The organism is Pseudomonas sp. KH_050, assembly GCF_057838875.1.
In genome coordinates this window covers 1050575-1075632 of record NZ_CM174478.1, presented here as the reverse complement: position 1 = coordinate 1075632, position 25058 = coordinate 1050575, and the positions used below count along the sequence as shown (strand labels likewise).

The window sequence follows — 25058 nt, the reverse complement described above, 5'->3', positions numbered from 1 at the left end:
GCCCACGCACAGCCGCCGTAACGCAGTTTGCAGACGAAAGAAGACATCGGCAACGTTTACGATGGTGAGGTTATGCGGCTACTAAAGGTTTCAGGTTTCCACACCTGATCGCTGATACACAGCGATAAACGAAGGTTATGCGCCACCCCAAACCCAACGCAACCGCCAAAACTCGTCGGAAAATTCCCCACACAGCCTCAGCCGACAGCGCTTTCTGTAGGAGCTGCCGCAGGCTGCGATCTTTTAGCGATTTGAAGACTGACGAAGATCAAGATCAAAAGATCGCAGCCTTCGGCAGCTCCTACAGGGGGATGCACCCACCACATTGCGGGTGTACCCGGTCGACGTAGGAGCTGCCGCAGGCTGCGATCTTTTGCGATTTGAAGACTGACGAAGATCAAGATCAAAAGATCGCAGCCTTCGGCAGCTCCTACAGGGGGATGCACCCACCACATTGCGGGTGTACCCGGTCGACGTAGGAGCTGCCGCAGGCTGCGATCTTTTGCGATTTGAAGACTGACGAAGATCAAGATCAAAAGATCGCAGCCTTCGGCAGCTCCTACAGGGGGATGCACCCACCACATTGCGGGTGTACCCGGTCGACGTAGGAGCTGCCGCCAGGCTGCGATCTTTTCGGGGGCGCCGCAAATGCAGGATCAAAAGATCGCAGCCTGGCGGCAGCTCCTACAGATCCGTCCGGTCGGCCAGATGCCTGCTATGGTCAGGTATAAATAAGTAACACCCTGGGCCAAAAACGAGTGCGCCAGACGCCCCGACCGCCCTCTTGTAAGACATCAAATGCACCGAAAAAACCGCGCGCAAACGGTCAAATGCGTCAATACTTACATTGATGCGACATTCCTGTACGTTCGTGCCACTGTTTAAGGCTTGTAGCCGCTGTGGATCTTGCATTGGGTATGGGCCCTGCATAAGTATCCGCAGGCACGACTCACGAGGTCGTCCTCTAATTCCAAAAATGACAACAAATCATGAGGCCACCATGCTCAAACACGCGGTCATTCCGTTTTTAGTCGGCGCAGGCTTGTTAGCTAGCGCACCATTCGCCCAAGCGGCGACTAACCTGGTGTTCTGCTCCGAAGGGAGCCCGGCCGGTTTTGATCCAGGCCAGTACACCACCGGAACCGACTTCGACGCCTCTGCAGAAACCATGTTCAACCGCCTGACTCAATTCGAGCGCGGCGGCACCGCAGTTATTCCGGGTCTGGCAACCAGCTGGGACATTTCCCCGGACGTGCTGACTTACACCTTCCACCTGCGTGAAGGCGTCAAGTTCCACACCACCCCGTATTTCAAACCGACTCGTGAGTTCAACGCCGACGACGTGCTGTTCACCTTTAATCGCATGATTAACAAGGATGACCCGTTCCGTAAAGCGTACCCGACCGAATTCCCGTACTTCACCGACATGGCCATGGACACCAACATTGCCAAGGTCGAGAAAGTCGACGATCACACCGTCAAGTTCGTGCTCAACAGCGTTGATGCTGCCTTCATCCAGAACCTGGCCATGAGCTTCGCCTCGATCCAGTCCGCCGAGTACGCCGACAAGCTGCTCAAGGAAGGCAAGCCAGGGGACATCAACCAGAAGCCGATCGGCACTGGCCCGTTCGTGTTCAAGAGCTACCAGAAAGACTCCAACATCCGCTACACCGGGAACAAGGACTACTGGAAGCCTGAAGACGTCAAGATCGACAACCTGATCTTCGCCATCACTACCGACCCGTCGGTACGCATCCAGAAGCTGAAGAAAAACGAGTGCCAGATCACCCTCTTCCCTCGTCCGGCCGACCTTAAGGCACTGCGCGAAGACAAGACCCTGAAGCTGCCGGAACAGGCTGGATTCAACCTGGGTTACATTGCCTATAACGTAATGCCCGTGCTCAAGGGCCGCACCGACAACAACCCATTGGCCGACCTGCGGGTCCGTCAGGCGCTGGACATGTCGGTGAACAAGCCGCAGATCATCGATTCGGTGTACCAGGGCGCCGGCCAACTGGCCGTCAATGCCATGCCGCCAACCCAGTGGTCCTATGACACCACCATCAAAGATGCCAAATACGACCCTGAGAAAGCCAAAGAGCTGCTCAAGGAAGCGGGTGTCAAGGAAGGCACCGAGATCACCCTGTGGGCGATGCCGGTTCAGCGTCCGTACAACCCGAACGCAAAACTGATGGCTGAAATGCTGCAGTCGGACTGGAAGAAAATCGGTCTGAACGTCAACATCGTCAGCTACGAATGGGGCGAGTACATCAAGCGTTCCAAGGGCGGCGAGAACCAGGCGATGATCATTGGCTGGAGCGGCGACAACGGTGACCCGGACAACTGGCTCAACGTGCTGTTCGGCTGCGATTCCCTGGCCGGCAACAACTTCTCCAAATGGTGCAACAAGGACTTTGACAAGCTCGTCAAAGATGCCAAGAAAACACCTGACCAAGCCAAGCGCACCGAACTGTACAAGCAGGCGCAACACCTCCTCAAAGACCAGGTTCCAATGACACCTATCGCTCACTCGACGGTGTTCCAACCCATGCGCGACAACGTGCAGGACTTCAAGATCAGCCCGTTTGGCTTGAACTCCTTCTACGGCGTCAGCGTCAGCAAATAAGGTCTGGCAACGGCGGCGTCCTGGACGTCGCCGTTGCTTTACCCGCCTGGACTACAGAAACTTTCCTACATCCAAAACCCCCTGTGCACTACAGCAGCGGATCTAGGATGTATTGACTTTTCCTACACGTCTTTAAGGCCTTACGCATTTACTACCCAGCCCGCGACTCATACCGTCGAGGCATGGCAGTCCTGCGTTTTTGGCTGGCACTGCTTTACGCGATGACTTGGGATCAATGATCTCGCCCTGTTCACGAACAGGGCGAGATCATTGAGCAAAAACAATAAAAGAGAGGGACCGTCATGCGCCATTCCTTGGTTTTATCCGCATTGCTAGGCACTGGTCTGTTGGCCGGTGCATCGATCAGCCAGGCCGCCAGCAACAGCCTGGTGTTTTGCTCCGAAGGCAGTCCGGCTGGTTTCGACACCGCGCAGTACACCACCGCGACCGACAACGATGCCGCCGAACCGATCTACAACCGTCTGGCCGAGTTTGAAAAAGGCGCGACCAGCGTCGTACCGGGTCTGGCTACCCGCTGGAACATCTCCGAGGACGGCCTGACATACACTTTTCACCTGCGCGAAGGGGTGAAATTTCACACAACCAAGTACTTCACACCGAGCCGCGACTTCAACGCCGATGACGTACTGTTCACCTTCAACCGCATGCTCAATCCCGAGCAGCCATTCCGTAAGGCTTACCCGACCGAATTTCCGTATTTCAACGGGATGAGCCTGAACAAGAATATCGCCAAGGTCGAAAAGACCGGGCCGCTGACCGTGGTGATGACGCTCAACAGCGTAGACGCCGCATTCATTCAAAACATCGCCATGAGTTTCGCCTCGATCCTTTCGGCCGAATACGCCGACCAGTTGCTCAAGACCGGAAAACCCAGCGACATCAACCAGAAGCCGATCGGCACCGGGCCCTTTGTGTTCCAGCGCTATCAAAAGGACTCGCAGATCCGTTACGCCGGTAACAAACAGTACTGGGACCCGAGCCGGGTCAAGCTCGACCAGCTGATTTTCGCGATTAACACCGACGCCTCGGTGCGTGTGCAGAAGCTCAAGGCAGGGGAATGCCAGATTACCCTGCACCCGCGCCCGGCCGACGTCGACGCGTTGAAAAAAGACCCGAAACTGCAGCTTATCGAGAAGCCCGGTTTCAACCTCGGCTACATCGCCTACAACGTGCGGCACAAACCCTTCGACCAGCTCGAAGTACGTCAGGCGCTGGACATGGCGGTGAACAAGCAAGGCATCCTCAACGCGGTGTACCAGGGCGCCGGGCAACTGGCGGTCAACGCCATGCCGCCGACCCAATGGTCCTACGACGAGACCATCAAGGATGTCGCCTACAACCCGGAAAAAGCCAAGGAATTGCTCAAGGCCGCCGGGGTCAAGGAAGGCACCGAGATCACCCTCTGGGCCATGCCGGTGCAACGCCCGTACAACCCCAACGCCAAGCTGATGGCTGAAATGCTGCAGGCCGATTGGGCGAAAATCGGACTCAACGTCAAGATCGTCAGCTATGAATGGGGCGAGTACATCAAGCGCACCAAGAACGGTGAACACGATGTCAGCCTGATCGGTTGGACCGGCGACAATGGTGATCCGGACAACTGGCTCGGCACCCTCTACAGCTGTGACGCGATTGGCGGCAATAACTACTCCATGTGGTGCGATCCGCAATACGACAAGCTGGTCAAGCAAGCCAAGATCGTGACTGATCGCGAACAACGCACGGTCCTGTACAAACAGGCTCAGCAGTTGCTCAAGCAACAAGTCCCGATCACCCCTATCGCCCACTCGACAGTCAACCAGCCGCTGAGCGCGAAAGTCGAAGGGTTCAAGGTCAGCCCCTTTGGCCGTAACGTCTTTTCCGGCGTCGGCATAACCCCATAACCCGGTAACCAGAACCAGGAGAGCGAATTTCGCTCTCCCGCAGGCGTGCAGCCTGAATTTGGTCAAACGGCCATCGGCAAACGTTTGCGATGCCTTGATTGAGTTCAAAAACAATAGCCGGACCACCAAAAAAGACCGGCATAAAAAAAGAAAGTAAGGAGCTTCACCCATGAAACTGAGCAGCACCGCGTTATTAGCCTTGGCCATCAGCAGCGTTACGGCCACTGCCTACGCAGAAAGCGTTAGCCAGGAATTCGTTCCGACCCAACTCAACAGCACCAACGCTCAAGCAGAATCCAAAGGCTTCGTCGACGGCCAGAGCCTGTCGGGTACTACCCGTAACTGGTACGCCAATGAGCTGCTGCGTCGTGGTGGAAATTTCCGTTACCAGAAGCATGGTGAAACCAGAGAAACCCCGCGCCGTATCAACTGGGTTCAGGGCACCATCCTCAACTACAGCTCCGGCTTTACCCAAGGCACTGTGGGGTTCAGCACTGAAGTCGCGGCCTACAACGCGCTAGTCCTGGACCGCAGCCGCAAAGACATCGCCAACGGCGGCAACCGTACCCTGGCTGAAAACAACGGTGATGCCGTAGACCAGTGGAGCAAACTCGGCCTGGCCAACGTCAAGGCGCGTGTTTCAAACACCACCCTGACCGCCGGCCGCCAGAATTTCAGCAGCCCGATCGTCGATGTGATCGGCAACCGTCCGCTGCCTTCGAGCTTCGAAGGTGTGAGCCTGCACAGCGAAGAGTTCGACAACCTGTCGTTCGATCTTGGCACCTTTGACCGCGTGTCGCCGCGTACCGAGCAAAGCCTGTCGAAGTTCCGCAGTGAATATTCGGCCACCGGTGTTGAAACCGACCACGTCCACACTGCCGGCCTGAACTACCAGCCGCTGAGAAGCCTGAAGACCAGCCTCTACGCGGCCAATGTCGAAGACTTCTGGAACCAGTACTACTTCGGCGCCGTTCACGAACTGGGCGACAGTTCGGTCCTGAGCCTGACCACCGGCCTGAACTACTACAAAACCGTCGACGAAGGCAAAAAGAAGATGGGGGAGATCGACAACGATACCTACTCCCTGTCGTTCGGTCTGACCCACCAGGCTCACAGCCTGACGTTCGCCTACCAGGAAGTTAACGGTAACGAGTACTTCGACTACCTGCATGAAACCAACGGCATCTACCTGGCCAACTCCCTGCTCTCGGACTTCAACGGCCCGAACGAAAAATCCTTCCAGATCGCCTATGGCCTCAACATGGCCCAATACGGCGTGCCAGGCCTGAAGTTCAACATCTACCAGGCTCGCGGCTGGGGCATCGACGGTACTCACTACAAAGGCACGGCCTACGACGTGAATGCGCAGGATGGCGAACACCACTATGAATACGGCATCGGTGCTTCCTACGCCGTGCAGAGCGGCCCGCTGAAAGCCACCGCGATTCGCGCGACCTACACCACGCACCGCGCCAGTGAGAATCAGTCCGACGGCAGCATCAATGAATTCCGTCTGGTCACGACCATTCCATTCAACATTCTCTAAGCACCAGCTGAACGGCTGGTTCATTGACGAATCAGCCATTCAGGCTTTTCTGGTTCAACCGATTGCAGAGGGGTTATTGATGAATAAGCTTGCGTTACGAGCGGCGATTGCCGCCACGTTACTGGGTGTCGCTGTCGGCGTCTCGGCCAAACCCTTGGTGGTTTGTACCGAAGCCAGTCCGGAAGGCTTCGATATGGTCCAGTACACGACTGCAGTCACTGCCGATGCGGTGGCCGAAACCATCTTCAATCGTCTGGTGGACTTCAAGCCTGGCACCACTGAAGTGGTACCGGCACTGGCCCAATCCTGGGAAATCAGCGCGGATGGGCTGAGCTATACCTTCCATCTGCGCAAAGACATCAAGTTCCACACCACCGAATACTTCAAGCCGACCCGTGAGATGAACGCCGACGACGTGCTCTGGAGTTTCCAGCGACAGCTGGACCCGAAGCACCCCTGGCATAGCAAATCGAGCATAGGTTTCCCGTATTTCGAAAGCATGGGCTTCAAGGAACTGCTCAAAAGCGTCGAGAAACGCGACGACCACACCGTTGTATTCAACCTGACCCGCCGCGAAGCGCCCTTCCTGGCCGACATCGCCATGGCGTTCTCCTCGATCTACTCTGCCGAGTACGCCGACCAGCTGCTCAAGGCCGGCAAGACCAACGATCTCAACAGCAAGCCAATCGGTACCGGTCCGTTCATCTTCGTGCGTTACGTCAAGGACGCCCAGGTCCGTTTCAAGGCCAACCAGGATTACTTCCGTGGTCCGCCGCCGAGCGAAGCGCTGATCCTGGCAATTGCTACCGACAACAACGTGCGCCTGCAGAAGCTCAAGGCCAATGAGTGCCAGATCGCGCTGTATCCAAAACCCGATGACATCCCGAGCATCAAGGCCGACCCGAACCTGAAGGTCGACGAACTGGCGGCCATGACCACCAGCTACACCGCCATGAATACCACCCGCAAATACATGAGCGATGTGCGGGTCCGGCAAGCGATCAATATCGCCTTCGACAAGGAAGCCTACGTCAACAGCCTGTACGGCAAGGGCAATGCCGTGGTCGGCACCGGCCCTTATCCGCCAACCCTGCTAGGCTTTAACGACACCTTGAAAAACCCGCCTCGCGACCTGGACAAGGCCCGCGCGCTGCTCAAGGAAGCCGGCGTGCCGGAAGGCACGGTGCTGACCCTGTTCACCCGCAACGGCGGCGGCCCGACCAACCCCAACCCGCTGCTTGGCGCACAGATGATGCAGTCGGACCTGGCACGGGTCGGTATCAAGCTCGACATCCGCGTCATGGAATGGGGCGAAATGCTCAAACGCGCCAAGAATGGCGAACATGACATGGTCTCGGCCGGCTGGGCCGGCGATAACGGTGATCCGGATAACTTCCTGACCCCGAACCTGAGTTGCGATGCAGCGAAAAACGGCGAAAACTACGCCCGCTGGTGCAACAAGGCGTTTCAGGAGGTGATCGACAAGGCCCGCGCGGGAACCGAACCGGCAGAACGTGCGGCACTGTATGAAAAGGCTCTGGTAACGTTCGATCAGGACCAACCATGGATCCCCATGGCCTACCCTAAAATGTTCACCGCAATGCGCAAAAACGTCGAGGGTTATCACATTAGCCCCCTGACCACTAATAACTTCGCTACCACCCTGGTGAAGTAGATAAGAAACGTCCGGCATCGTTGACCCCAACAGTGCCGGGCACGCCTAACCGGCTGATGAGGTACACCAGAAGATGTTTAGTTTTATTGCCCGCCGCGTGGGGTTGTTGATCCCCACCTTCTTCGGCATCACCTTGCTGACCTTCGCATTGATTCGCATGATTCCCGGCGACCCCGTGGAAGTCATGATGGGCGAACGTCGGGTCGACCCTGAGATGCATGCCCAGGCAATGGAACGCCTTGGTCTGAACAAACCGCTGTATGCCCAGTACCTGGACTACATCGGCAAGCTCGCCCATGGCGATCTTGGCGAATCCCTGCGGACCCGTGAAAGCGTCTGGAGCGAGTTCACCTCGCTGTTCCCCGCGACCCTGGAACTGTCCATGGCCGCCCTGCTGTTCGCCGGCATCCTCGGGTTGCTGGCCGGGGTGATTGCCGCCTTGAAGCGAGGATCCCTGTTCGACCATGGGGTGATGGGCATCTCCCTGGCGGGATATTCGATGCCGATCTTCTGGTGGGGCCTGATCCTGATCATGTTCTTCTCGGTCTCCCTGGGCTGGACCCCGGTTTCCGGGCGGATCGACCTGCTGTACGACATCGAGCCGAGAACCGGTTTCATGCTGATCGATACCCTGCTGGCGGATGACACCGGGGCGTTCTTCGACGCCCTGCATCACCTGATTCTGCCGGCCATCGTGCTCGGCACCATCCCGCTGGCGGTGATCGCCCGGATGACCCGCTCCTCGATGCTCGAAGTGCTGCGTGAAGACTACATTCGCACCGCACGGGCCAAAGGCCTGTCGCCGACGCGTGTGGTGTTCGTCCACGGCCTGCGTAATGCCTTGATTCCGGTATTGACGGTAGTCGGCCTGCAAGTCGGCACCCTATTGGCCGGTGCGGTTCTGACCGAAACCATCTTCTCCTGGCCCGGCATCGGCAAATGGCTGATCGAAGCCATTGGCGCCCGGGACTATCCGGTGGTGCAGAACGGCATCCTGTTAATCGCCTGCCTGGTGATTCTGGTCAACTTCGTGGTGGACATCCTCTACGGCTTTGCCAACCCACGCATCCGTCATCAGCGCTGAGATCATACTAATGAGCACTCTAACTACCTCAGTAGCAGTCGACCAAAGCCTGCTTTATCCGTCTCCGTACAAAGAATTCTGGCAAGCCTTCTCGAAGAACAAGGGCGCGGTTGCCGGCCTGCTGTTCATGATCCTCGTGGTGTTCTGCGCACTGTTCGCCCCCTGGGTAGCACCACACAACCCGAGCGAGCAATACCGCGACTTCCTGCTGACGCCGCCGTCCTGGCTCGAAGGTGGACAGATACAGTTCCTGCTCGGTACCGACGAGCTGGGACGCGATCTGTTGTCTCGCTTGATCCATGGTTCACGCCTGTCGCTGATGATCGGCTTGTCATCGGTGGTCATGTCACTGATCCCGGGAGTCATGCTGGGTCTGTTCGCCGGGTTCTTCCCGCGCGTTCTCGGCCCGACCATCATGCGCCTGATGGACATCATGCTGGCCCTGCCGTCGCTGCTGCTGGCCGTGGCGATTGTCGCCATCCTCGGCCCTGGCCTGATCAATACCGTGATCGCCATCGCGATCGTTTCGCTGCCGTCCTATGTTCGTCTGACCCGTGCCGCGGTGATGGGCGAACTGAACCGTGACTACGTGACCGCCGCGCGCCTGGCCGGTGCCGGACTGCCGCGCCTGATGTTCATTACCGTGCTGCCTAACTGCATGGCGCCGCTGATTGTTCAGGCGACCTTGAGTTTCTCCTCGGCGATTCTCGATGCCGCGGCCCTGGGCTTCCTCGGCCTTGGCGTACAACCGCCAACTCCAGAGTGGGGCACGATGCTGGCCTCGGCTCGCGACTACATCGAACGCGCCTGGTGGGTGGTGAGTCTGCCTGGTTTGACCATTTTGCTCAGCGTGCTGGCAATCAACCTGATGGGCGACGGTCTGCGCGATGCGCTGGACCCGAAACTCAAGAACGCCGCCTGAGGAGATTCCCATGTCACTGCTAGAAATCAAGAATCTCAATGTGCGCTTTGGCGACGCCAACGCCGTGCCGGTGGTCGACGGTCTCGACCTGTCCGTAGACAAGGGTGAAGTACTGGCCATCGTCGGCGAATCGGGTTCCGGCAAGTCCGTGACCATGATGGCGCTGATGGGGCTGATCGAGCATCCCGGCATCGTTACCGCTGACTCCCTGGTGTTTGACGGCCAGGACATGCTCAAGCTCAATGCCCGCCAGCGTCGAAAAATCGTCGGCAAGGACCTGGCAATGGTCTTCCAGGACCCGATGACCGCGCTGAACCCGAGCTATACCGTGGGCTTCCAGATCGAGGAAGTGCTGCGCCTGCATCTGAAAATGTCCCGCAAGGACGCCCGCAAGCGCGCGATCGAGCTGCTGGAAAAGGTCGAAATTCCTGGCGCCGCCAGCCGCATGAATGCCTACCCGCATCAACTGTCCGGCGGTATGAGCCAGCGCGTGGCGATTGCCATGGCGATTGCCGGTGAACCAAAACTGCTGATCGCCGATGAACCGACCACCGCCCTCGACGTGACCATCCAGGCCCAGATCATGGAGTTGCTGCTCAACCTGCAAAAAGAGCAGAACATGGGCCTGGTGCTGATCACTCACGACCTGGCCGTGGTCGCCGAAACCGCGCAACGGGTGTGCGTGATGTACGCAGGCCAGGCCGTGGAAGTCGGGCAAGTGCCGGGGCTGTTCGACGTGCCAGCACATCCGTACAGCGAAGCGCTGCTGGCGGCGATTCCGGAACACAGCCTGGGCGCCGAGCGTCTGTCGACCTTGCCGGGCATCGTTCCAGGTCGTTATGACCGTCCGCAAGGCTGCCTGCTGTCGCCGCGCTGCCCCTATGTGCAGGATAACTGCCGCACGCAACGCCCGGGCCTGGATCCTAAAGCCAACAGCCTCGCCCGCTGCTTCTACCCCTTGAATCAGGAGGTGGCGTAATGAGCGTCGTTCTCACCGCCCGCGACCTTACCCGTCACTACGAAGTATCCCGCGGCTTGTTCAAAGGCAGCGCGCTGGTACGTGCCCTCAACGGTGTGTCGTTCGAACTGGAAGCCGGCAAGACGCTCGCTGTGGTAGGCGAATCGGGCTGCGGCAAGTCGACCCTGGCCCGCGCCCTGACGCTGATTGAAGAGCCGTCCTCCGGTTCGCTGAAAATCGCCGGGCAGGAAGTCACCGGCGCCAACAAGGCCCAGCGCAAGCAACTGCGCAAAGATGTGCAGATGGTGTTTCAGAGCCCCTACGCCTCGTTGAACCCACGGCAGAAAATCGGCGACCAGCTGGCTGAACCGCTGCTGATCAATACCAGTCTGAGTGCTGCCGAACGTCGCGAGAAAGTCCAGGCGATGATGAAGCAGGTGGGCTTGCGTCCTGAGCACTACCAGCGTTATCCGCACATGTTCTCGGGTGGCCAGCGCCAGCGGATTGCCCTGGCTCGGGCGATGATGTTGCAACCCAAGGTGCTGGTGGCGGACGAACCGACCTCGGCCCTCGACGTGTCGATTCAGGCCCAGGTACTCAACCTGTTCATGGACCTGCAGCAAGAGTTCAACACCGCCTACGTGTTCATCTCCCACAACCTGGCGGTGGTGCGTCACGTCGCCGATCACGTGATGGTGATGTACCTGGGCCGGCCGGTGGAAATGGGCCCGAAGGAAGACATCTACACCCGTCCTCTGCACCCTTACACCCAGGCACTGTTGTCGGCTACGCCAACGATCCACCCGGATCCGACCAAGCCGAAAATCAAGATCGTCGGCGAACTGCCCAACCCGCTCAACCCGCCGTCCGGCTGCGCCTTCCACAAGCGCTGCCCGTATGCGACCGAGCGATGCAGCACTGAAGAGCCGGCCTTGCGCTCACTCGACAACCGTCAGGTGGCCTGCCATTACGCCGAGCAATTCGTCGTGTGAACAAAGCATAAAAACCCCTCCCGGAAGCTGTCCGGGAGGGATCTTTCATGTGTTAATCAACCACCGCTGAAGGCCCGCATCTTGATCATGGAAGTTCAAGGATGGGGCGGGGCATCACCCGAACTTTCCGTCGGAAATACCCATTCGTCTTTCTCATTACGCTTAGCTTTGACCTCTGTCCCATCGGCAAAAACAAACAGCCCGCTGGTACCATTAAATACATCTCCGTTCGAGTAAACAGTCCTTCCATCCGTATGCGTTACGCTGCCGTCGGCATTGGTTATTGTCCCGGCCGAATCATTAGCCACAGCGCCATTGGGATAAGTCACCGTGCCGTCTGCATTCCTCGTAGCATTGGCGGGATGATTAAACTGCAAAAGCCCAGTCACTGTATTTGACGTAACATTGACGAGCACGGGTGCAATAAAACTCTGTAGAAAACTGAATTTTTCCTGGGTAACCGGAGGACTTACCGGTGGTTTGACCGAAACGGGTGGCTTGACCGGTGGACTTACCGGTGGTTTGACCGAAACGGGTGGCTTGACCGGAGGATTCACCCCTGGCTTGACCGACTTGGGTGGCTTGACCGGTGGTTTAGGCCCTCCACCTATATCGAGCAATTCGGAATTATTCAACTCATTATCACTGGTGATTCCATTCATTTAATATCTCCTGAAAAAATGACAAATTAATTACAATTAACAACTTCACTACATTAGTTTAATGACAACACGGACAACTGATCTCTAGAGCCCGTCAGCCGAACTACATTTAGATTATAAAAAAATTTTACCCACCTCAATATCAAAACATCATTTCTTACAGAAAGACCATAAGTTAGCCCCCACCTTAAACTGGCCAAACCAGGCTACAAGCATTCACACTCTAACAATCACTCAACCAGAAAACATATTACTTGAATAAGGTAATTTTCTTACAACCCGAAAAGAAACAATACTTCAGCAGCAAGGGCAACATCCGCAACTTGTAACCAGTCATGGCACAAGGAGTGTTTTAGTTATCGAAATCGCTAAAGCCTGATTAAACTCACTGACTCATCCCTACCAAAAGGAATAGACCAATGAGTTCAATTTCAAAATCTTTAGAAACCATGCTTGAGGAAATTTACAAAGATTGCGATGTTTCGATGGATGAATACAAACGGCTGCAAACTGAAGCCGACCATCGCTGGGAGAAGGTCACCGAGGAGCTGGGACCGAACACCACATTGACGGCCTTTCAAAACGCCATGGATATCGCGATGCATCTTTTGTATCTAAGCGTCGAACATGCACAGAAACAAGAAGTAACAGATCTCGGGGAAGCGTATGTCAAGGACGCGGTTCATGCGCAAGTTGAATACCTGCGGGCCGGTACCGAGCTGACACTCAAGCTGTTGAGCGTCGGTCAAAACAGACTATAAGTCTTCGCGCCTGCCTGGCCAGCGTCGCTATAACCGCGCGCTATTGCGCCCACTCGACAACCGTCAGGGTGGCCTGCCACTACGCCGAGCAAACTTCGTCGACGGCGCGGCCAGAAAAGCCCCTTCTCCTGGATTGCGCATCCATTCTCGGGGGAAGGGGGTTTTTCTTTTGCCTGCGGGTTATGTCTGGCTGTCGCCTTCGTCGAAGTCATCGGTGGTCGAGTCGTCATCGTCCGCGCTACCACCCTGCCCCTGATCCCCCGGCTCCGATTCAGACCTGGCAATCATCATCGCGCTGTACGCCTCGTGCCCGTTCGAGGCCTGCTCCTCATGGTCCGGGCACTCCGCCCACGCCGCCGACGTACCGAGGGATAGCAGCACCAATACTTTCAGCAACAACACACCGCGTAGAAAAATGCTCATAGCCGATTCCATCCTTTCAAGGTGAAGCATCAGTGTCTGACGGCGACGAACCCGGATGCCGTAGCGTTGTGCGGAATCCAGTTGCGATCGTGCGGGTTCTCCAGATAGGACGCTTATGAACGCCAGGAAATGCCGTTGGCGGGAAGATTGGTTTTGAATAAGGGTTATGCCAAACAGCGATTTCAACAGCAGTGATGACCTGTTGCGAGGAGGGCCGTTGCAAGAGCAGCCGGTCGACGCTCGATTGCTCACACACCGGTCAATAAAAAACCCCGCTGCTTTCGCAACGGGGCTTTTGAGTGTTACCACTCAGCGCTTAATGATGCTCACGAGTCGCGCGGAATTTCACGTCCGGCCAGCGCTCTTCCATCAGCGCCAGGTTGACCCGCGTCGGGGCCAGGTAGGTCAGGTGACCACCGCCGTCGATCGCGAGGTTTTCCACGGCCTTGACGCAGAACTCTTCAAGCTTCTTCTTATCGCTGCAATCGATCCAGCGGGCGGAGTACACGGTGATCGGCTCGTAGGCGCATTCGACCTTGTATTCCTCTTTCAGGCGGCTGGCGACCACATCGAACTGCAGCACACCGACAGCGCCGAGGATGATGTCGTTGCTGCGCTCCGGGAAGAACACCTGGGTCGCGCCTTCTTCAGCCAACTGCTGCAGGCCCTGGCGAAGTTGCTTGGACTTGAGCGGATCTTTCAGGCGTACGCGGCGGAACAGTTCCGGGGCGAAGTGCGGGATCCCCGTGAAGCTCAGAGTTTCGCCTTCGGTGAAGGTATCGCCGATCTGGATCGTGCCGTGGTTGTGCAGGCCGATGATGTCGCCGGCGAAGGCTTCTTCCAGTTGCTCACGCTCGGAGGAGAAGAACGTCAGAGCATCGCCGATCCGCACGTCCTTGCCGGTCCGCACGTGGCGCATTTTCATGCCCTTGTCGTATTTGCCGGAGCAGATCCGCATAAAGGCGATCCGGTCGCGGTGTTTGGGGTCCATGTTTGCCTGGATCTTGAACACGAAGCCGGCGAATTTCTCTTCAGTCGGCTCGACCGTACGCTCGTTGGCCACTCGGGCCAGCGGCTTGGGTGCCCAATTGACCACGGCGTCAAGCACGTGATCGACACCGAAGTTGCCCAGCGCGGTACCGAAGAACACCGGGGTCAGTTGGCCGTCGAGGAATTCCTGTTGATTGAATTCGTGACAAGCGCCCTGTACCAGCTCCAGTTGATCGACAAAACGGTGGTACTCGTCGCCCAAATGAGCACGGGCTTCGTCGGAGTCGAGCTTCTCGATGATTTTCACATCGGTACGCTCATGGCCGTGGCCCGCGGTGTACACGATGATGTAGTCGTCGGCGAGGTGGTAGACACCCTTGAAGTCGCGGTAGCAACCGATCGGCCAGGTGATTGGCGCGGCCTTGATCTTCAGGACCGCCTCGATCTCGTCGAGCAGTTCGATCGGGTCACGGATGTCCCGGTCGAGTTTGTTGATAAAACTGACAATCGGCGTGTCGCGCAGACGACAAACGTCCATCAGCGCGATAGTCCGTGGTTCGACACCCTTACCGCCGTCGAGGACCATCAGCGCCGAGTCCACTGCCGTCAAGGTGCGGTAGGTATCTTCCGAGAAGTCTTCGTGGCCCGGGGTGTCGAGCAGGTTGATCATGTGATCGCGATACGGGAACTGCATGACCGACGTGGTAATGGAAATACCACGCTGCTTTTCCATTTCCATCCAGTCGGAGGTGGCATGACGGTCCGACTTTCGGGATTTCACCGTACCGGCAATAGCAATGGCCTTGCCCATCAGCAAGAGTTTCTCGGTGATGGTGGTCTTACCCGCATCCGGGTGGGAAATAATGGCGAAAGTGCGGCGTTTCGCGACTTCGGCGGCCTGTTTGGTCATGGGAAATCGCCTGGCAGGTGATTCAAAAAAGGGCAGCGAGTATAGCTCAAAATACAACCTACGGACCACCGTGTAGCAGCTGCCGAAGGCTGCGTTAAGGGCCGCAGGACCTTCGTTCGATTTGCAAACGCTGTGGCTGCTGCGCAGCCAGACGCAGCCTTCGGCAGCTGCTACAAGAGCGAACAATGCGGCACACTAGGGGAACCTTTGGCCAGTGGAGGCGTCCACTCCCCTGTTACCACCTCGTATCAGGGGCTGAAATTCTCAGCAAATCCGCCTGACGAGGCTGCGCTTATGGCTCGACTTGTGCCGCTTTGCCGGCAGTTGCGAGCTGCTCTTCGCGAACGATTCTCTCGGCAGCCAAATACGGCATTGCCGCACGGGAGAGCGTCCGCCGACTGAAATATAGGAGTCCGCCTGTGGCTATTCGCTATGGCAAAGGGCTGATGGGGTGTGCGGCTGTTTTCGCCCTCCTGGCCCTGCTGATCCACTGGATCGGCATCAATACGATTGAACACTACCGCGACGATTTATTGTTTTATCTGCAAGCTCATCTGATTCTCGTCCTCGCTTCCATGCTGGCCGCCCTCGTTGTAGGCATTCCCGCCGGTATCTTGCTCAGCCGCCCGAACATGGTCGCTCGTGCTGAACGCTTCATGCAGATCTTCAACATCGGCAACACCGTCCCACCTCTCGCCGTACTGGCCATCGCCCTGGGGATTCTCGGGATTGGCAGCGGCCCGGCAATTTTCGCCCTGTTCCTCGCCTCGCTGTTGCCCATCGTGCGCAACACCTACGAAGGCCTGAAAAACGTTCAAGGTTCACTCAAGGAAGCGGCTGTCGGCATCGGCATGACCCCGCGTCAGGTGCTCTGGCGGGTTGAACTGCCCAATGCCGTACCGATCATTATCGGTGGCGTGCGTGTAGCGCTAGCGATCAACGTCGGTACCGCGCCACTGGCGTTCCTGATCGGCGCCAACAGTCTGGGCAGCCTGATTTTCCCTGGCATTGCCCTGAACAATCAGCCGCAACTGCTCCTCGGCGCGGCTTGCACCGCCCTCCTGGCATTGCTGCTCGACGGCCTGGTGACGCTCGCCAGCCGCCTCTGGCTCGAACGCGGTCTGCGCCCGTCTTAAGCCTGAGCAAAGGAATATCAATGAAAAAATTAAGCTTAGTATTGGGCTGCGTCCTGCTGTGCGCAGGAATCGCCCAAGCCGCCGAAAAACCAGTGATCCGCATCGGTGCTCGTGTTTTCACCGAGCAAACCCTGCTGGCGGAAATCACTTCCCAATACCTGCGCACCAAGGGCTATGACACCCAGGTGACGAGTGGGCTGGGCAGTACTCTGGCGCGTAGCGCCCAAGAAAGTGGCCAGCTTGATCTGATGTGGGAGTACACCGGCGTTTCGCTGGTAGCTTACAACCACGTCACGGAAAAACTCGACAGCGCTCAGTCCTACGCTCGAGTGAAAGAACTCGACGCGCAAAAAGGCCTGATCTGGCTCACTCCGTCGAAGTTCAGCAACACCTATGCACTGGCGCTGCCGGAAAACACCGCGAAGGCTTACCCGCAGATCAACACCATCAGCGAGTTGAACAGGGTGCTGCAGGCTGAGGCGAAAACCAATCACCTGGTGGCCCTGGACACTGAATTCGCCAACCGTTCCGACGGTATGGACGGCATGGTCAAGCTTTACGGCATGAACCTGACCCGCAAAAACATCCGCCAGATGGACGCCGGGCTGGTCTACACCGCCTTGCGCAATGGTCAGGTGTTCGCCGGTCTGGTCTACACCACTGACGGTCGATTGAACGCCTTCAAGCTCAAACTGCTCGAAGACGACAAGCACTACTTCCCGGACTACACCGCCGCGCCAGTGGTGCGTCAGGTCTACCTCGATGCGCACCCGAAACTCGCGGAAGAACTCAAGCCGCTGGCCGAACTGTTCGACGATGCAACCATGCGCCAGCTCAACGCGCGGGTCGATGTCGATCACCAAAGCCCTTCATCCGTTGCCGCAGATTTCCTGCGCCAGCATCCCTTGCTTTCTAATAAGTAGCCGGAGGAAGAAAAGACATGGAATTTCTGAACGCCTTTTCCCATCTCGACTGGCCGCTGGTCCTGCAACTGACCGGGCAGCACATCACCCTGGTCGGGATTGCCGTGACCCTGGCGATTGTCGTTGGCGTGCCGCTGGGCATTCTGATGACACGCTTCCCGACGCTCGCCGGTCCGCTGCAAGCCAGCGCCACAGTGCTGCTGACCGTTCCGTCGATCGCACTGTTCGGCCTGTTGTTGCCGTTTTACTCGAAGTTCGGCCAGGGCCTGGGGCCGATGCCGGCGATCACCGCGGTATTTCTCTATTCGCTGCTGCCGATCATGCGTAACACCTACCTCGCCCTGACCGGCGTCGATCCGGGCATCCGCGAAGCCGCCCGGGGCATCGGCATGACCTTCGGCCAGCGCCTGCGCATGGTCGAACTGCCGATCGCCGTGCCGGTGATCCTCGCCGGGGTGCGCACCGCCGTGGTGATGAACATTGGTGTGATGACCATCGCCGCGACCATCGGCGCCGGTGGCCTTGGTGTACTTATTCTCGCTTCAATCAGCCGCAGCGATATGTCGATGCTGATCGTCGGCGCCGTATTGGTCAGTCTCCTGGCCATCTTCGCCGACCTGCTTCTGCAATGGCTGCAACGCACGCTGACTCCAAAAGGACTCCTGAAATGATCGAACTTCAAAACCTCAGCAAGACCTTCCAAAGCAACGGCAAAGACGTCAAAGCCGTGGACTCGGTAAGCCTGACCATCAATGAAGGCGAGATCTGCGTGTTCCTCGGACCATCGGGCTGCGGCAAAAGCACCACGCTGAAGATGATCAACCGCCTGATCAAACCGACCTCGGGAAAAATCCTGATCAACGGTGAAGACACTACTGACCTCGACGCCGTGACGTTGCGCCGTAACATTGGCTATGTGATCCAGCAGATCGGCCTGTTCCCGAACATGACCATCGAGGAAAACATCACCATCGTTCCGCGCCTGCTCGGTTGGGACAAGCATAAATGCCATGACCGCGCCCGCGAACTGATGAGCATGATCAAGCTCGAGCCCAAGCAGTACCTGAGCCGCTATCCGCGTGAACTGTCAGGCGGCCAGCAGCAGCGGATCGGCGTGATCCGTGCCCTGGCGGCCGATGCACCATTGCTGCTGATGGATGAACCCTTTGGCGCGGTCGACCCGATCAACCGCGAAATGATCCAGAATGAGTTCTTCGAAATGCAGCGGGCATTGGGCAAGACCGTGATCATGGTCAGCCACGACATCGACGAAGCGATCAAGCTCGGCGACAAGATCGCGATCTTCCGTGGCGGAAAACTGATCCAGATCGATCACCCGGACACCCTGTTGGCGCACCCGGCAGACGACTTCGTCAGCAACTTCGTCGGTCAGGACAGCACCCTCAAACGCCTGTTGCTGGTCAAAGCCGAAGACGCGGCGGACAACGCACCGTCGGTCAGCCCGCAAACCCCGGTGGCCGAGGCGCTGGAGTTGATGGATGAACTGGACCGTCGCTACGTGGTGGTCACCTGCGCCGAAAACAAAGCCCTGGGCTACGTGCGTCGCCGCGACCTGCACCGCCAGACCGGCGCCTGCGCGCAATACCTGCGCGAGTTCAATGCCACTGCAGCCTACGACGAGCATTTGCGGATCCTGTTGTCGCGAATGTACGAGTTCAACCGCTCGTGGTTGCCGGTGATGGATGCCGAACGGGTGTTCCTCGGTGAGGTGACCCAGGAATCGATTGCCGAGTACCTCAGCTCCGGCCGTTCGTGCGGTGGCAAGACCCGTATTGTTTCTCCTGCAGAGGCAGCGGTGGCCTGATTGCCCCCCAAAATCCCAGCGAAAATCCCCCATCGGAGGAACATCAGCCTGTCATCTGGGTCCGTTACATAAGTGACTGACCCACAGACTGATCCGGACCACACGACGGACGCATGCAAAAACGCGACATTTTTTGTTGATCTCAAGCCTCTCACGTCCTAAAGTTCGCGCCGAACGTCCATGCTGGAAACGATCCATCCGGCTCAAGTACTGACGACGAGACAGCAAGGTCACCCGTAGCGCACCGCACGGATGACCTTTTTGCTTTCGGCGGACATGCCTTGGGAAGTAGGCGAACCAAAGTGGGGATACGGAGGACGTTCATTTGCACCCATTGTTTAACTTAGTTTGCCAGTAGGAGTTCCCAGCATGTCGATCAAGGTCGAAGACTATTACGCCCGCAATACCTTCGAGAAAATGAAGGCTTTCGCCGACAAGCAAGAAACTCCATTCGTGGTCATCGACACCGCGATGATCAGCCAGGCCTACGATGACCTGCGCGCCGGCTTCGAATTCGCCAAGGTCTACTACGCGGTCAAGGCCAACCCGGCCGTGGAAATCATCGACCTGCTCAAAGAGAAAGGCTCGAACTTCGACATCGCCTCGATCTACGAGCTCGATAAAGTGATGAACCAGGGCGTCAGCGCTGATCGCATCAGCTACGGCAACACCATCAAGAAATCCAAGGACATCCGCTACTTCTACGAGAAGGGCGTGCGTCTGTACTCCACCGACTCTGAAGCCGACCTGCGCAACATCGCCAAGGCCGCGCCAGGTTCGAAAGTCTATGTGCGCATCCTCACCGAAGGCTCGACCACCGCTGACTGGCCATTGTCGCGCAAATTCGGCTGCCAGACCGATATGGCCATGGACCTGCTGATCCTCGCTCGCGACCTGGGCCTGGTGCCTTACGGCATCTCCTTCCACGTCGGCTCGCAACAGCGCGACATCAGCGTCTGGGACGCGGCAATCGCCAAGGTCAAAGTGATCTTCGAACGCCTGAAAGAAGAAGACGGCATTCATCTCAAGCTGATCAACATGGGCGGCGGCTTCCCGGCCAACTACATCACCCGCACCAACAGCCTGGAAACCTATGCCGAGGAAATCATCCGCTTCCTCAAGGAAGACTTCGGTGATGACCTGCCGGAAATCATCCTCGAGCCAGGCCGTTCGTTGATCGCCAACGCCGGAATCCTGGTCAGCGAAGTGGTACTGGTCGCCCGTAAATCGCGCACCGCCGTCGAGCGTTGGGTCTATACCGATGTGGGCAAATTCTCCGGCCTGATCGAAACCATGGACGAAGCCATCAAGTTCCCGATCTGGACCGAGAAGAAAGGCGAGATGGAAGAAGTGGTCATCGCCGGCCCAACCTGCGACAGCGCCGACATCATGTACGAGAACTACAAGTACGGCCTGCCGTTGAACCTGGCCATTGGCGATCGCCTGTACTGGCTGTCGACCGGCGCCTACACCACCAGCTACAGTGCTGTTGAATTCAATGGCTTCCCGCCGCTGAAGTCGTTCTACCTGTAAACTTTCACTCGTTACACCGAAAAGGCCCGTGAGTATTCACGGGCCTTTTTGCATTTTCACGAATAACCCCAGCCGCCTGGACTTTCGTCTTCATCGTAAATTTTTTTAACATAATCATTTCTCCGCACAAGTATTTACTGAAACTAAAGACCCAGGTATTCCTGCGCCCGACAAAGCACAACTCACAACGCTGTATTATCTTTAATAAAATCACACACCTCTAAAAGACAGACACTTGGTTTAACCGTCCCGCCGCGCCGCCTCGAAACACACTGAAAAAATTAAAGACTTATAATTATCAACAATCGAGGCTATTTTTACAACCGCACCCCAACAACCTTACAACTTGCCAAGCGCTTATAAAAAGGATTTTTATGTTAGCCATTCAAAAACTGAACATCACATCTGAAAATTTTACCGCTCTGACGTCCGATTACTTCAAGGCTGTCTCCGGGACCCATCCGGAAGTCGAACGCGAAGAAGGCCTACTAATTTCCAACTCTCACATCCGACAAATAAAGCACTACGTCAATAAAGCACTAAAACTCCCTACCGAAACCACGGAAATTGAACAACTCTATAATCTCGACCAACTAAACATAGCCGGACTAAAATCGGCGGATATGCAAGTATTGTACAGCACGTCGAAAAATCATGCCGCCACTTGGTCAGCGCTTGAAAGCAGCATGAAAAAAGTCGGCTCCGACCTTCATGTGTTTGCCGACAACTTCACTACTAGTAGCCGATCCATCATTCAATACATTGAACGCCTGCCCAGCTACGAAAGCGGATTGGGGAAAATTGGCGCCCTGACGCCGGAAGAAATCGACAATCTGCCAAAAATAGACTTAACCGGAAATGAGAAACAAAAAATTCCGGCACTTCTGGAGCTGGTCGAAGACCTTAAAAATCTTATCATTGAACACAGTAAAAGTACGAAAAGTTTAAAAACAGAAATAACCATATTCAAACATTCAATTACCGACATCATCAAACCCGATCTCGGCAAAAAAATCGCCCTCAGTCACAGCAAAGATTTCAACACCGAGATCATCGAAATCAATAAAAATCTTGATCTGACCAACACAAGAATCGAAGAAAAAAACGCTGAAATCGCAGAATACTCCAACAATAAATGGTACGGATGGTTCGGAGGATTCGTGGGTTTCCTCATCACTGATTCCATTTTCGGAGAAAAAGCTAACAAGGCGCGAGTAGACCTGGAAGGATTTATCCGCGAGAAGCGAACCCTTGATGCAAAACTTGTGACATCCAACGCCCTACTCAGCTCATGTCGATCACTCCAAACAAGCCTGGATGATCTGTTACTGCGCGTTGAAGGCGCTGCAGGTGGTGCGCAAGCCCTCGAAAGCGTGTGGGAACTTATCCTGACTTACATCGATTCATCAAGCAAAAAACTGGACGACATCACCAACGCAATGTATCTGGTTTCGTTTGTTTCCAGGCTCAATATCATGGTCAGCAACTGGGTTGGAATTAAAAAACAATCCGAAAACTTACTCAATGCATTCAATAATGTCGCTGCAGAAAAATAATCCCGACACATAAATTTTACACTTTAACTTATAATATTTCGAGACTCCCATGACCGTACACACACTTGCCACCCCACTTCAATATTCAGCACCGGACTTTAACAAGATCAAGGACAGCCGGACGGAAATAAGTTATAAAATTCGCACCCTCAGCACTCTGTATCTACCGGCCCTTGTCGAAGAGCTGAATGCTTTACAAAACGAAATCAATACGACCGATAAAAACGCCTTGGCCGCGCTGACTCTCGCGCCCATCGCACTGCAATACGAAGCCATCATACCGCTTTACAGCGCGATCCAGAAACTTGAGCAAAGTGATGCTAATGAAGAGCAGAAAGAGGCCATGATCAGCATTGCCAAAGAGATAAAATCAATCATCGACGAAGGCACCTTAAAAACGCAACAGTACACCGTCACCCTGGAGAACAGCCTGACCAATCTAAAGTCGGTAACACTCAGCGACAATCAGTACAGAATCGAGGATTTGAAAAAAACGATCAACGCTGACTCACCTAAACTTGATGCCGAAGAAAAAGCCATCGAATTGCTGGATACCCAGGAAACAGCCATTAATACCGCTATACGAACGTTGGAATCGTCAAACGTCTTTGACGTGTTAAAAGACGTATTATTGAGTATCGAAAAGCTCACCGCCACGGATATGACCACGCCGAAAATCGCGCTCGTTAAAGCAGGTCTATCCGCCGCACAAAAAATTCTGGGGCTTGCCAGCGATGCATTGAAATACGAGCAACTGATCACAGCGAGGAAAACAGTACAAGACCGGCTGGATGTGCGCCGCACCAATCTTGAAAGCTACAAAAAAGATAATAAGACGTTACAGGAACGAGTCGATCAACTGACCGAACTCCAGACACTGCAGTCGCCAAGAACAATTTATACCCAAGAGTTCGACACCCTTGCTGAAGCAATGAACAGGTTCCTGAACATCAATGCTCATGACGCCACAAAAAATCTGTCAATCGTTGTAAAAGACTTTGTCGATCAATCGAGAGTGTTCGTACCGTTTCTAAAATCACTTCGCCAAAAATGGAGCGTCTGATTTCTGCTGTGCGACTTGGCATCCCTGATAATGTGAAGAGTTTGGCATAAGTCGCATGCTGATCTAATAACAATATCCAAGACCGCAAGTGGCATTTCCACGTGCGGTCTACCCAAGTTCGCTCACTAACTGCGCCGCGCGCTGCCAATAAACCACCGCCAGCGCACGGATTTGCGCATTATCAGCCTGCAACAAGGCTTGACTGCTCACCCGCAAGAATTTCGGATTACCCCCGGCCAATGCCTTACGCAACCAGAGCAACGCCTCATCGATACGCTCCTGATCCGCCAATACGGCGGCATAGCTGAACTGCCCGCGAAAATCTCCACCTTCGGCCGAACGCCGATACCACTCGACAGCCGCAACCAGATCAGCCTGACAAAATCGCCCCTCTTCCAGATACCGCCCCAACAGGTTCATCGATTTGGCATGGCCCAGTTCGGCAGCGCGCCGATAGCAGACCAACGCTTGCCGCTGATCCTCAACCACACCACGCCCTGTGGCGAGTAGATTGGCGTAATTGTACAACCCCCAATCCAGCCCCGCGTCGGCGGCCTGACGGTAATGCCGGGCCGCCGCCGTGGCATTGACCGTGCAACCCCAACCATGCTCAAGGCAACGACCGAGCATGTTACGCGCCATCAGGTGCCCGCCGTTGGCTGCGATCTGGAACCAGCGCACCGCCAAAGCCTGATCCTTTTCGATCCCCTGCCCTTCGAGCAGAATCTGCCCGAGCATGGCCTGGGCATCGACGATGCCTTCCTTGGCCGCCAGCAGGATCGCCTGGGCCGCGCGGGCCGGGCTTTCTTCGAGCATGGCCTTGAGCCGGTCGCCATCGAGGACCTCCTCGCGACGCAAACGCAAGTCCGACACTTACACCTCGACCCAGCGACGCAACAGGTTGTGATAGGTGCCCGTGAGGCGGATCAACGACGGGTGATCGGGCATGTCCCGGGTCAGTTGCTGGATGGCACCGTCCATCTCGAACAGCAACGCACGCTGGCTGTCTTCGCGCACCAGGCTCTGGGTCCAGAAGAACGAGGCGTAGCGCGCACCGCGGGTGACGGGATTGACCTTGTGCAGGCTGGTGCCCGGGTACAGCACCATATCGCCCGCGGGCAACTTGACCTGACGGGTGCCGAATGTGTCCTGGATTTCCAGCTCGCCGCCGTCGTATTCGTCCGGGTCGCTGAAGAACAACGTGGACGACAGGTCGGTACGTACGCGCTCGGCGCTGCCATTAGGCTGGCGCACCGCGTTGTCGATATGAAAATCAAAACTGCCGCCGGCGGTGTAGCAGTTGAGCAGCGGCGGGAACACCTTGTGCGGTAGCGCCGCCGACATGAACTGCGGGTTTTTCCACAGCCGCTCAAGCATCGCCGCACCGATTTCCCGCGCCAGCGGGTGCCCTTGTGGCAACTGCAGATTGTGCTTGGCCTTGGCCGACTGATAGCCCGCGGTGATCTTGCCATCCGCCCAGTCCGCCTGCTCCAGAGCTTCGCGGATGCGCAACACTTCTTCACGAGAGAACAAGCCGGGAATATGCAGCAGCATGGGGCGACACCTGAG

General features: G+C 56.3%; 21 protein-coding genes. 16 read left to right on the top strand and 5 right to left on the bottom strand.

Annotated elements, in window-relative coordinates; translation table 11 throughout:
- Positions 1-1000: 1000 nt before the first annotated feature.
- The 8 genes from AC3IUA_RS04960 (at position 1001) to AC3IUA_RS04925 (ending at position 11707) form a co-directional block, all read left to right on the top strand.
- Positions 1001-2626 carry an ABC transporter substrate-binding protein gene (locus AC3IUA_RS04960; protein ID WP_489359393.1) on the top strand — a complete coding sequence of 542 codons (1626 nt, stop codon included), beginning with the start codon at positions 1001-1003 and terminating at the stop codon, positions 2624-2626.
- 302 nt (positions 2627-2928) lie between these two features.
- Entirely contained in the window at positions 2929-4530 is a 1602-nt protein-coding gene (locus AC3IUA_RS04955; protein WP_489359392.1) for an ABC transporter substrate-binding protein, read from the top strand.
- Between the two features lie 169 nt (positions 4531-4699).
- Complete coding sequence (locus AC3IUA_RS04950; RefSeq protein WP_489359391.1) at positions 4700-6076, top strand: OprD family porin; 1377 nt, start codon at positions 4700-4702, stop codon at positions 6074-6076.
- Between the two features lie 79 nt (positions 6077-6155).
- Positions 6156-7751 (top strand): ABC transporter substrate-binding protein, encoded by a 1596-nt coding sequence (locus AC3IUA_RS04945; protein WP_489359390.1) that lies wholly within the window; start codon positions 6156-6158, stop codon positions 7749-7751.
- 73 nt (positions 7752-7824) lie between these two features.
- Positions 7825-8835: an ABC transporter permease subunit gene (locus AC3IUA_RS04940; protein ID WP_489359389.1), complete on the top strand. Its 1011-nt coding sequence runs from the start codon at positions 7825-7827 to the stop codon at positions 8833-8835.
- Between the two features lie 10 nt (positions 8836-8845).
- Complete coding sequence (locus tag AC3IUA_RS04935; protein WP_489359388.1) at positions 8846-9757, top strand: ABC transporter permease subunit; 912 nt, start codon at positions 8846-8848, stop codon at positions 9755-9757.
- Between the two features lie 10 nt (positions 9758-9767).
- Positions 9768-10736, top strand: a complete 969-nt coding sequence (locus AC3IUA_RS04930; protein WP_489359387.1) for an ABC transporter ATP-binding protein — start codon at positions 9768-9770, stop codon at positions 10734-10736.
- Entirely contained in the window at positions 10736-11707 is a 972-nt protein-coding gene (locus AC3IUA_RS04925) for a peptide ABC transporter ATP-binding protein (protein ID WP_489359386.1), read from the top strand. The genes AC3IUA_RS04930 and AC3IUA_RS04925 overlap by 1 nt, the downstream gene beginning before the upstream one ends.
- 95 nt (positions 11708-11802) lie before the next feature.
- Here AC3IUA_RS04925 and AC3IUA_RS04920 read toward each other — a convergent pair whose 3' ends face one another.
- On the bottom strand, positions 11803-12369 hold the full coding sequence (locus AC3IUA_RS04920; RefSeq protein WP_489359385.1) for a hypothetical protein: 567 nt from the start codon (positions 12367-12369) through the stop codon (positions 11803-11805).
- Between the two features lie 419 nt (positions 12370-12788).
- Between AC3IUA_RS04920 and AC3IUA_RS04915 the strand changes: the two genes are divergently transcribed.
- Entirely contained in the window at positions 12789-13130 is a 342-nt protein-coding gene (locus AC3IUA_RS04915) for a hypothetical protein (protein ID WP_489359384.1), read from the top strand.
- Between the two features lie 180 nt (positions 13131-13310).
- On the opposite strand, the gene AC3IUA_RS04910 is transcribed toward AC3IUA_RS04915, so the two are convergent.
- Together AC3IUA_RS04910 and AC3IUA_RS04905 are read right to left on the bottom strand one after the other, a co-directional pair.
- Positions 13311-13553, bottom strand: coding sequence for a hypothetical protein (locus AC3IUA_RS04910; RefSeq protein WP_489359383.1), 243 nt, complete (start codon positions 13551-13553; stop codon positions 13311-13313).
- 316 nt (positions 13554-13869) lie between these two features.
- Positions 13870-15453, bottom strand: a complete 1584-nt coding sequence (locus AC3IUA_RS04905; protein WP_489359382.1) for a peptide chain release factor 3 — start codon at positions 15451-15453, stop codon at positions 13870-13872.
- Between the two features lie 446 nt (positions 15454-15899).
- Between AC3IUA_RS04905 and AC3IUA_RS04900 the strand changes: the two genes are divergently transcribed.
- The 7 genes from AC3IUA_RS04900 (at position 15900) to AC3IUA_RS04870 (ending at position 23489) form a co-directional block, all read left to right on the top strand.
- Positions 15900-16589, top strand: coding sequence for an ABC transporter permease (locus AC3IUA_RS04900; protein WP_489362241.1), 690 nt, complete (start codon positions 15900-15902; stop codon positions 16587-16589).
- 20 nt (positions 16590-16609) lie between these two features.
- Positions 16610-17512, top strand: coding sequence for a glycine betaine ABC transporter substrate-binding protein (locus AC3IUA_RS04895; protein WP_489359381.1), 903 nt, complete (start codon positions 16610-16612; stop codon positions 17510-17512).
- A gap of 17 nt (positions 17513-17529) precedes the next feature.
- Positions 17530-18183, top strand: a complete 654-nt coding sequence (locus AC3IUA_RS04890) for an ABC transporter permease (RefSeq protein WP_150641044.1) — start codon at positions 17530-17532, stop codon at positions 18181-18183.
- Positions 18180-19337, top strand: a complete 1158-nt coding sequence (locus AC3IUA_RS04885; RefSeq protein ID WP_489359380.1) for an osmoprotectant ABC transporter ATP-binding protein OsmV — start codon at positions 18180-18182, stop codon at positions 19335-19337. The genes AC3IUA_RS04890 and AC3IUA_RS04885 overlap by 4 nt, the downstream gene beginning before the upstream one ends.
- Before the next feature lie 369 nt (positions 19338-19706).
- Positions 19707-20870 (top strand): type III PLP-dependent enzyme, encoded by a 1164-nt coding sequence (locus AC3IUA_RS04880; RefSeq protein WP_489359379.1) that lies wholly within the window; start codon positions 19707-19709, stop codon positions 20868-20870.
- A 374-nt stretch (positions 20871-21244) separates the two neighbouring features.
- Positions 21245-22426 (top strand): alpha-xenorhabdolysin family binary toxin subunit A, encoded by a 1182-nt coding sequence (locus AC3IUA_RS04875; protein ID WP_489359378.1) that lies wholly within the window; start codon positions 21245-21247, stop codon positions 22424-22426.
- A gap of 49 nt (positions 22427-22475) precedes the next feature.
- A complete protein-coding gene (locus AC3IUA_RS04870; protein WP_489359376.1) occupies positions 22476-23489 on the top strand; it encodes an alpha-xenorhabdolysin family binary toxin subunit B in 1014 nt (337 codons plus the stop codon).
- 108 nt (positions 23490-23597) lie between these two features.
- Here the strand turns inward: AC3IUA_RS04870 and AC3IUA_RS04865 are convergent, their stop codons facing one another.
- Both AC3IUA_RS04865 and AC3IUA_RS04860 read right to left on the bottom strand, forming a co-directional pair.
- Positions 23598-24305: a tetratricopeptide repeat protein gene (locus AC3IUA_RS04865; RefSeq protein WP_489362240.1), complete on the bottom strand. Its 708-nt coding sequence runs from the start codon at positions 24303-24305 to the stop codon at positions 23598-23600.
- 57 nt (positions 24306-24362) lie between these two features.
- Complete coding sequence (locus AC3IUA_RS04860; protein ID WP_489359375.1) at positions 24363-25043, bottom strand: Fe2+-dependent dioxygenase; 681 nt, start codon at positions 25041-25043, stop codon at positions 24363-24365.
- Between the last annotated feature and the right edge of the window lie 15 nt (positions 25044-25058).

Excerpts from the sequence above, each read along its gene's own strand:
- AC3IUA_RS04960 (WP_489359393.1), top strand. The coding sequence starts at position 1,001 with ATGCTCAAACACGCGGTCATTCCGTTTTTAGTCGGCGCAGGCTTGTTA.
- AC3IUA_RS04955 (WP_489359392.1), top strand. The coding sequence starts at position 2,929 with ATGCGCCATTCCTTGGTTTTATCCGCATTGCTAGGCACTGGTCTGTTG.
- AC3IUA_RS04950 (WP_489359391.1), top strand. The coding sequence starts at position 4,700 with ATGAAACTGAGCAGCACCGCGTTATTAGCCTTGGCCATCAGCAGCGTT.
- AC3IUA_RS04945 (WP_489359390.1), top strand. The coding sequence starts at position 6,156 with ATGAATAAGCTTGCGTTACGAGCGGCGATTGCCGCCACGTTACTGGGT.
- AC3IUA_RS04940 (WP_489359389.1), top strand. The coding sequence starts at position 7,825 with ATGTTTAGTTTTATTGCCCGCCGCGTGGGGTTGTTGATCCCCACCTTC.
- AC3IUA_RS04935 (WP_489359388.1), top strand. The coding sequence starts at position 8,846 with ATGAGCACTCTAACTACCTCAGTAGCAGTCGACCAAAGCCTGCTTTAT.
- AC3IUA_RS04930 (WP_489359387.1), top strand. The coding sequence starts at position 9,768 with ATGTCACTGCTAGAAATCAAGAATCTCAATGTGCGCTTTGGCGACGCC.
- AC3IUA_RS04925 (WP_489359386.1), top strand. The coding sequence starts at position 10,736 with ATGAGCGTCGTTCTCACCGCCCGCGACCTTACCCGTCACTACGAAGTA.
- AC3IUA_RS04920 (WP_489359385.1), bottom strand. The coding sequence starts at position 12,369 with ATGAATGGAATCACCAGTGATAATGAGTTGAATAATTCCGAATTGCTC.
- AC3IUA_RS04915 (WP_489359384.1), top strand. The coding sequence starts at position 12,789 with ATGAGTTCAATTTCAAAATCTTTAGAAACCATGCTTGAGGAAATTTAC.
- AC3IUA_RS04910 (WP_489359383.1), bottom strand. The coding sequence starts at position 13,553 with ATGAGCATTTTTCTACGCGGTGTGTTGTTGCTGAAAGTATTGGTGCTG.
- AC3IUA_RS04905 (WP_489359382.1), bottom strand. The coding sequence starts at position 15,453 with ATGACCAAACAGGCCGCCGAAGTCGCGAAACGCCGCACTTTCGCCATT.
- AC3IUA_RS04900 (WP_489362241.1), top strand. The coding sequence starts at position 15,900 with ATGGGGTGTGCGGCTGTTTTCGCCCTCCTGGCCCTGCTGATCCACTGG.
- AC3IUA_RS04895 (WP_489359381.1), top strand. The coding sequence starts at position 16,610 with ATGAAAAAATTAAGCTTAGTATTGGGCTGCGTCCTGCTGTGCGCAGGA.
- AC3IUA_RS04890 (WP_150641044.1), top strand. The coding sequence starts at position 17,530 with ATGGAATTTCTGAACGCCTTTTCCCATCTCGACTGGCCGCTGGTCCTG.
- AC3IUA_RS04885 (WP_489359380.1), top strand. The coding sequence starts at position 18,180 with ATGATCGAACTTCAAAACCTCAGCAAGACCTTCCAAAGCAACGGCAAA.
- AC3IUA_RS04880 (WP_489359379.1), top strand. The coding sequence starts at position 19,707 with ATGTCGATCAAGGTCGAAGACTATTACGCCCGCAATACCTTCGAGAAA.
- AC3IUA_RS04875 (WP_489359378.1), top strand. The coding sequence starts at position 21,245 with ATGTTAGCCATTCAAAAACTGAACATCACATCTGAAAATTTTACCGCT.
- AC3IUA_RS04870 (WP_489359376.1), top strand. The coding sequence starts at position 22,476 with ATGACCGTACACACACTTGCCACCCCACTTCAATATTCAGCACCGGAC.
- AC3IUA_RS04865 (WP_489362240.1), bottom strand. The coding sequence starts at position 24,305 with ATGCTCGAAGAAAGCCCGGCCCGCGCGGCCCAGGCGATCCTGCTGGCG.
- AC3IUA_RS04860 (WP_489359375.1), bottom strand. The coding sequence starts at position 25,043 with ATGCTGCTGCATATTCCCGGCTTGTTCTCTCGTGAAGAAGTGTTGCGC.